The organism is Occallatibacter sp. (genome assembly GCF_049802275.1).
Classification (GTDB): Bacteria; Acidobacteriota; Terriglobia; order Terriglobales; family Acidobacteriaceae; genus Telmatobacter.
In genome coordinates this window covers 1-6,993 of record NZ_JBARMD010000486.1, presented here as the reverse complement: position 1 = coordinate 6,993, position 6,993 = coordinate 1, and the positions used below count along the sequence as shown (strand labels likewise).

Here is a 6,993-nt window from a genome sequence, read left to right as displayed (position 1 = left end):
TCGCGGCGATTCCATGGCGAATCGTCAGGCCAATGCGCGGCAGAACCAGTCGCAATTCGGAGGCCGTCAGCAAGCGGGCGTGAGCGACCGAAGCAGTATGGGTGGCGGGGGTCGAGGTGGAGACCGTGGAGCGTCAGCAGGAGACATGAGTCGCGGTGGCGGCGGAGGAGATCGAATTGGCAACCAGAGAACCTCCAATGGCTCTGCGGGCGGCGCATTCGGAGGCGCAGGAAATAGCCGTTCGACATCGAGGGCCAGCAGTTCTCGCGGCGCATCCAGCATGGGATCCCGGGGCGGCGGCATGCGCGGCGGCGGCGGCCGTCGCCGGTAAACAGATACTTCAGGCAAGGACGGATGTAAATATGATCAACAAGAGTCTCAAGGCGGCAACCCTGATTCCATCGGCATGCATTTTGTTTCTTGCCCTCCCCCTCGGAACCAGTTGCAGAGCCCTGGCTCAGCAACCGACGACCCCCGCTCAGACACAAAGATCGTTCGATACACCGGAAGCCGGGGTCTCCGCCTTGATTGAGGCGGCGGGAAATTTCGATGTAGCTTCGTTGAGCGCAATCCTGGGTCCTGGCAGCGAAGACCTCCTTGTCACCCGGGATCCTGTCTCAGACAAAAGGCGGGCTCAAGAATTTGCGACACTTGGAAAAGAAAAACAGTCGATTGAACTGGCCAAGGACAAGAAAGAGGCGACGGTTTCCGTAGGTCCAGAGCAGTGGCCCTTTCCAATTCCGATAGTGAATCGCGAAGGCAAGTGGTATTTCGACTCCAGGCGGGGCCGCTCTGAGATTCTGAAGCGGCGCATAGGTTCAAACGAGTTGGATGCAATTGCAGTTTGCAGAGGTTTCGTGCAGGCCCAGGAACAATATGCTTCCGTGATCCACGACAATTCGGGGCTGAACCAATACGCCCAGCGAATTATTAGCACCCCCGGGAAACAAGACGGGCTGTACTGGGTAAACCCAGACGGAACGGGTGGCGGCCCTATCTCCGAGGCGATTGCCAAGGCAATCCAAGAGGGGTATCCGACCAATGAACAAAATGCCTATCACGGCTACTACTACAAGGTCCTGAAGGCACGGGGTCCATCCGCACCGGGTGGCGAGATCAATTTCGTGATCAAGGGCGCTATGATTGGCGGATTTGCGTTGGCCGCCGCGCCCGCTCAGTACGGAGTAACTGGGATCAAGAGCTTCATCGTCAGCTACGAGGGGATCGTCTATCAGAAAGACCTCGGGCGAGATGGATTAGAAACTCTCGCTAACATTGAAAGTTACAATCCAGACAAGACGTGGACCCGGACGAGCGACGAATGGCCTTTTGACATCGCCGCGGTTTCCCAATAATTCGAGCAGCGCACGAGACAGAGACTGACGGTGCGGGTGGCGCATTGCGTTCCCTGGCTCGAGCCAGACTTTGGAATTTCGGACTTATCGGCCATCCTCTGCGCGGCCACTTAGTCGCGTTTACGCCATTCCAAGATAGATAAGTGTCGATCTCGGTCCGTTAATCTCACGTATGTTTGTCCGGATTAACTGGGCTTTGTCATGTTCTTTGTTACAACGTGACGGACTCACTATCAGAAGACATATCCAGGCTTTTGCCTGTGATTATCTGTCGCGTCAACCTCGCCAGAGACCCTTAGAACCTAGGTATTTCCCTAATTGCCTTCCTTCTCAGCTCGGCATAAAAGAATGTGTAGCTAATTCCGCTGAAGGAGCTTTTATGAAATCGACTCTTTGCGCAACGCGTCAGACTTACGGTCTAACTGCTTTGTTGCTATTGATCGTCTCCGCTCTTTCAATTCAGCCGTCTAGAGCTCAGACGCCGGATGCGCAGGCGCAAGAGACCCAACAGCTAAAGCGCACGCTCGAGCAGCTCGAGCAAACGATGCAAGATGTGAGAGCTCGACTGAATGCGCTTGAGACGAAGCAGGCGCTGGATAGCGAAGTGGCCTCGTTGAAGGCGGTTGCGCCTCCATCGACAAACGTCAAGACCTCCACAGGCGTCATGCCTCTCATAACGGTCTCCAAACCCAGCTCGAGACAGGAGCCGCAAGAAGACGCCGCCAAGCAGACCATGGAACACGAGATTAACCCGGCTCCTGAAGGAACTTTTCAGATGTACGGCTTCGCGATGCTCGATTCCGGCTATAACTTCGGGCAGATCGATCCGAATTGGTACGACGTCCTGCGTCCGACCAAGCTGCCGGGATTTAGCAATGAGTTTGGGCCGAGTGGAAATGTCTTCTTCAGCGTTCGTCAGACGCGATGGGGAGTCAAGACAACGGTTCCCACCCGTCTTGGCGACCTGAAGACAATCTTTGAGTTTGAGCTTTTCGGTACTGGCGTGGATGCAGGCCAGACCACATTTCGCCTTCGCCATGCCTGGGGCGAGTTGAAGCAAATCGGCGCGGGGCAAACTTGGAGCCCGTTCATGGACCCGGATGTCTTTCCCAATTCAATCGAGTATTGGGGCCCTACCGGAATGGTCTTCTTCCGCAACATCCAAGCGCGTTGGACCCCCTGGCAGAAGGGCGACAGCAACTTCATGATCGCTGCCGAACGGCCTGGAGCAAGCGCCGACGCCGGCCCGTATGCAGGCCGAATTGAGTTGGCAGGTGTTACTCCCCAATTCACTTTGCCGGATATATCTGCACACGGACGTTGGGCGGGCGAAGCCGGGCATGTGCAGGTTGCGGGCATCTTCAGAAAGATCAGCTGGGTCGATCTGAATGCAACGCCGACATTGAACATCCACGGCACGGTATACGGCTGGGGTATCAATGCGAGCGGCAATGCCAAGTTCGACAAGGCTGATACCGGGCGATTCTCCGTGGTATATGGGCACGGCATCCAGAACTACATGAACGACGCCCCAATCGACGTCGGCGTCAAGAACAATTTCGGAAATCCCACTAATCCAATTACAGGAGTTCCGTTGCCTGTCCTTGGAATCGTAGCCTTCGACGACCACAATTGGAACGAACGCTTCAGCAGCACAGTCGGGTACTCCTACGAGAACATCTCCAACTCGGCCCAGGAACTTGGTTCTGATTTTCATCAAGGGCACTATGCGCTGGCCAACCTGCTTTACTACCCCACCAAGAACGTCATGATGGGCGGTGAATTTCAGTTCGGCCGGCGCGTGAACTTCTATGACGGATGGAACTACAACGACTACAGAGTGCAGTTCTCCTTCAAATACAACTACGGGAAGACGGTTGCCTATTCGGTGAAATGAGAGCGGGTAGTTCCACGCTCGATCTCAGACACGCCTGATGGCCCTAAATTCGCACGACGAAAAGGAGTCCAGAATGATCACGAGAAAGATTTCAACCGCACTGCTCCTTATAGCGGCATGTATCGCGAGCGCCCTCCCGTATGCCGCGATTGCGCAGCAGAGCAAAAACGTAAGCCCGGTTGCTCCCAGGCGGGAGTTGGTCGAAGCCGTGGTGCGGGAGGCATATCAGAAGTTCAAGGACGATACGAGTGGGAAAAACGCCGACTACATCCCCTATCTCGCGAAGGTGGATTCCAAGCTGTTCGGAATAGCCGTCGTCACTACGGACAATCAAGTTTTCGCTGTCGGCGACGTTGACTATTCCTTTTCGATCCAATCAATTTCCAAGGTGTTCACGCTCGCCCTTGCAATGAATGAACTCGGAGCCGATGAGGTATTCAAAAAGATCGGATCTGAACCTACAGGGCGAGCTTTTAATTCACCTATTGCTGTGGTGGATATGCCGACGCACACTGGCAACCCGCTCGTCAATGCCGGGGCCATTGCTACGGTGAGTCTCGTCTCGGGCGCAACCGCAGATGAAAAGTGGAATAAGATTCTCGACTTCTACGGCAGGGTGGCCGGCGAGAAGTTGGTGCTCATCGACGAGGTATACAAATCTGAAGCGGCCACTAATACTGGAAACAAAGCACTGTCATATCTGCTGGCAAAATATGACCGCATTTATGCCGATCCGTTTGAGTCAGTTGACGTTTACACGAAGCAATGCTCAGTCGGCGTGAACACAAAGCAACTAGCTCGCATGGGCGCTACACTGGCGAACAACGGCGTCAACCCGGCCACCGGTGAGCAGGTGATCAAGTCAGAAGACGTTGCCCACATTCTCAGCACGATGGCCATGGCTGGCCTTTATGACGGTTCGGGCGGGTGGGCCTGGAGTGTCGGCTTGCCTGCGAAGAGTGGTGTTGGCGGCGGAATCGTGGCGATTGCACCTGGCAAGGGCGCCATTGCGGTCTTTGCACCCCCCCTCGATGAGGCCGGAAACAGTGTAAAGGCGCAGAAAGTGATCGATTACGTTTCTGAAAAGCTTAACTACAATCTCTTTTCACCGAGTTCGGTCAGTTTGAAATGACGCAACCTTCCGGGGAAATGTGCCGGATGAAAACAAGCGCCATTCGTCGCTACATCGTTCGACAATCCAGCGGGAGGATCAAAACGTGAACCAGGTTGCATTGAGAGCGTCCTCAAGTGCCGGATTTCTGTTTGCGATCACGTGCTGCTGCAACTTCGCCATCGGACAATCCAGCAGTTCTATTGGGCCTAATCCGACTCCTCCAACAACGGACGAAGTGCTTAGAAAAGTTGATCGGTTGGTCCAGCAAAACGAGCAGCTCGAGATACAAAACCATGAGTTGATGGATCAGATCGTCTCGATGCGGCAAGCACTCGCAAGACAGTCAGATGCGACGGCATCGGATGCGGTGGAGGCAAATGCAGCGGCGAGAGCGCTGCAGAGCGCAATCGCAGCGGAAACCCAGCCCCAAATAATCAATGCTTCCTTCCTGAAGCCTCGAAGCAGGTCCGAAGCATCGACAGGGTCTCTCAAATCGATGCCGAGGCCTGTGGCCTCGGATGGAATGCCTCTGGCGTCGGGTGGCGGGGCACAAGGTGAAGATGGACCAACGAACTGGGGCACTTACAAGACCAACCAGGGGTTCAAAGTCGCGGAAACAAAACAAGGTGACTTGAATATCAGCTTATATTCCTATGGGCGCTACCTTAACCAGAAGGCCCTGGAGCCAACGTATACAAGCTATTTCGGCGTGACCACCAACCTTCAGCAGCGTCAGGATTTTCAACTCAATAAGGTGCAGATAAAGTTTCTCGGCTGGATGATGGACCAGAGGTTTCGCTACTTCCTCTACGCTTGGACATCCAATGCTTCGCAGGGCGAAGGCGCGCAAGTGGTTCTGGCTGGCAATCTGAATTACGCGTTCAACAAACACTTCGCAATTGGCGCGGGGATCTTCTCATTGCCTGGTGTGAGATCAGTAGAAGGCAACTTTCCGTTCTGGCTCGGCGTAGATTCACGCCTGATTGCCGACGAGTACATGCGTCCCTCCTATTCCTCGGGCGTCAAGGCATCGGGGATGATTACAAAAGGGCTGATCTATCAAAGCATGATTGCCAACAACTTGAGCACCCTTGGCGTGGCCGCCGCCCAGCTTCCCAACTATTTTCAGACCACAGCGAATGCTCTCGTATGGATGCCGACCACGGGCGAATTCGGCACGGGGTTTGGCGACTTCGAGGGACATGAACACGTGGCAACGCGCTTAGCCGGCCACTTTTCATACAGCAAGGAGAATAAGCAGAGCCAGCCGGGCACCGACTCTCCCGACAATACTCAGCTTCGGCTCTCCGACGGAAGCATCATCTTTACGCCGAATCTCTTCGGGCCCGGGATCGCCGTCAGCGATGCGGTTTACAAGTTGTTCGCGACCGACGGCGGAATCAAGTATCACGGTTACGCGCTCGAGGGCGAGTTCTACCTCCATCGGCTGAGCAATTTCCAGGGAACCGGCACATCGGTGCTTCGCCCGAACCCCGACCGCGGATACCAACTTCAGGCTTCGGCGATGGTGTTACCCCAGACTCTCCAAGGTTATCTCGGAGGTTCGGAGATCATTGGCAATTATGGGCGGCCGTGGGACTTTCGAGCGGGTGTGAACTATTTCCCGTACAAGAACAGAGTTGTCCGCTGGAATACCGAGTTTCTCTACCTGTATCGATCTCCCGTCGGCTATCCATCGGTGCCTTTCGCGTTTGGTGGCACAGGGCCAATTTTCAGCACGACCCTCGAGTTAGCTTTCTAAGTAACCAGCAAATCGACACGAGGTTGTGAGCTCGATGAAGTTCTCGAGAAAAAGGAGTGCACAGTGACGAGGAAATCCTGGTCTCGGGGGATGATCCAAGCTACTTTACGCGTTGCCATCACTCTGCTGCTCTCATGCGCGCCCTTGCCTGCGCAACCCAATCCTTCACAGCAATATGAATTCAATGACAGTCACTTCCACCTCACTAACTACATTCAGCAAGGTACAGATATTCACGACTTCCTGAAGATCATGGGCACTAAAGTCGGGCGCGTGGCACTGTTTGGCATACCTTTGCAGCAACAATGGTCATATCAGAACTCCGGTGACTTTGCCCCAACCTACTATCTCCAAACAGACGCGCCGCTGTACTACTACTCATTTACAGATGCCTACATCGCGATGGCATATCGATCGCTCTCGAAAGAGGAGCGCGCACGATTCGACCCCATGATCACTGGATTCGATCCTGCTGATATGTATGCTGTCGACCACATTCGCCGCGTGCTTGAGACCTTCCCGGGCGTATTCACCGGTATCGGTGAGTTCTCAATTCACAAGGAATTCGTTTCGGCTAAGGTGTCAGGTGAGACAGCCAGTCTCACCAACCCTGCACTTGACCGCATTCTCGATTTCGCGAGCGAGGTCGGCCTGGTGGTCTTGATACATAACGATATGGATGTGCCGTTCGCAAAGGAAGGTTCGGAACCCGTTTACCTCGGGCAGATGAAAGCTCTTCTAGCTAGGCATCCGAACCCAACTATCATTTGGGCTCATATGGGTATGGGCCGAGTTGTCCGGCCGATCAAGAATCATGCCGCTATTGTGGCTGAAATTCTCGCGGATCCGAAGTTCAGCCATGTCT

At 54.5% G+C, this 6,993-nt stretch carries 5 protein-coding genes; all 5 read left to right on the top strand.

Annotated elements, in window-relative coordinates:
- Positions 1 to 176: 176 nt before the first annotated feature.
- Positions 177 to 1,355, top strand: a complete 1,179-nt coding sequence (locus WA354_RS17045; protein ID WP_472814224.1) for a DUF2950 domain-containing protein — start codon at positions 177 to 179, stop codon at positions 1,353 to 1,355.
- Positions 1,356 to 1,734: 379 nt separating this feature from the next.
- Entirely contained in the window at positions 1,735 to 3,252 is a 1,518-nt protein-coding gene (locus WA354_RS17040) for a DcaP family trimeric outer membrane transporter (RefSeq protein ID WP_472814223.1), read from the top strand.
- A 73-nt stretch (positions 3,253 to 3,325) separates the two neighbouring features.
- The gene (gene glsA, locus WA354_RS17035; protein WP_472814222.1) at positions 3,326 to 4,384 is read left to right on the top strand and encodes a glutaminase A; all 1,059 of its coding nucleotides are present in this window, start codon (positions 3,326 to 3,328) and stop codon (positions 4,382 to 4,384) included.
- 85 nt (positions 4,385 to 4,469) lie between these two features.
- The gene (locus WA354_RS17030; RefSeq protein WP_472814221.1) at positions 4,470 to 6,128 is read left to right on the top strand and encodes a hypothetical protein; all 1,659 of its coding nucleotides are present in this window, start codon (positions 4,470 to 4,472) and stop codon (positions 6,126 to 6,128) included.
- Positions 6,129 to 6,272: 144 nt separating this feature from the next.
- Positions 6,273 to 6,993: amidohydrolase family protein (locus WA354_RS17025; RefSeq protein WP_472814220.1), on the top strand; the 721-nt coding region annotated here is incomplete at its 3' end.